1 protein-coding gene is annotated in these 243 nt (G+C 64.6%); it reads right to left on the minus strand.

Translation table 11 applies throughout. From position 1 onward, the window contains the following. Positions 1-15 precede the first annotated feature (15 nt). Positions 16-243: transposase (locus tag SB822_RS60110; RefSeq protein WP_410859513.1), on the minus strand; the 228-nt coding region annotated here is incomplete at its 5' end.

The following is a 243-nucleotide window of genomic DNA, read 5'->3' on the forward strand; positions in this document are numbered from 1 at the left end:
GGAGCAACTGTCTACTCAGACGGGGTTCTCTTTCCATTCAGTCCGGTCGCGTGCCATGGCATTGAGGCGGGTGAGCAGCACGCGCATGCAGGCAGTGACGGCGACCTTGGCGCATTTGCCACGTTGGCGCAGGCGTTCGTAGCGGGCCTTGAAGTCGGCCTGCTTGCGGATGACCGACCAGCAGGCCATGTACAGCACGCGACGGATCGAGGCCCGTCCGCCGCGGATACGGCGTTTGCCGGT

The sequence above is a fragment of the Paraburkholderia sp. SIMBA_054 genome (genome assembly GCF_046534875.1).
Taxonomy (GTDB): Bacteria; Pseudomonadota; Gammaproteobacteria; order Burkholderiales; family Burkholderiaceae; genus Paraburkholderia; species Paraburkholderia hospita.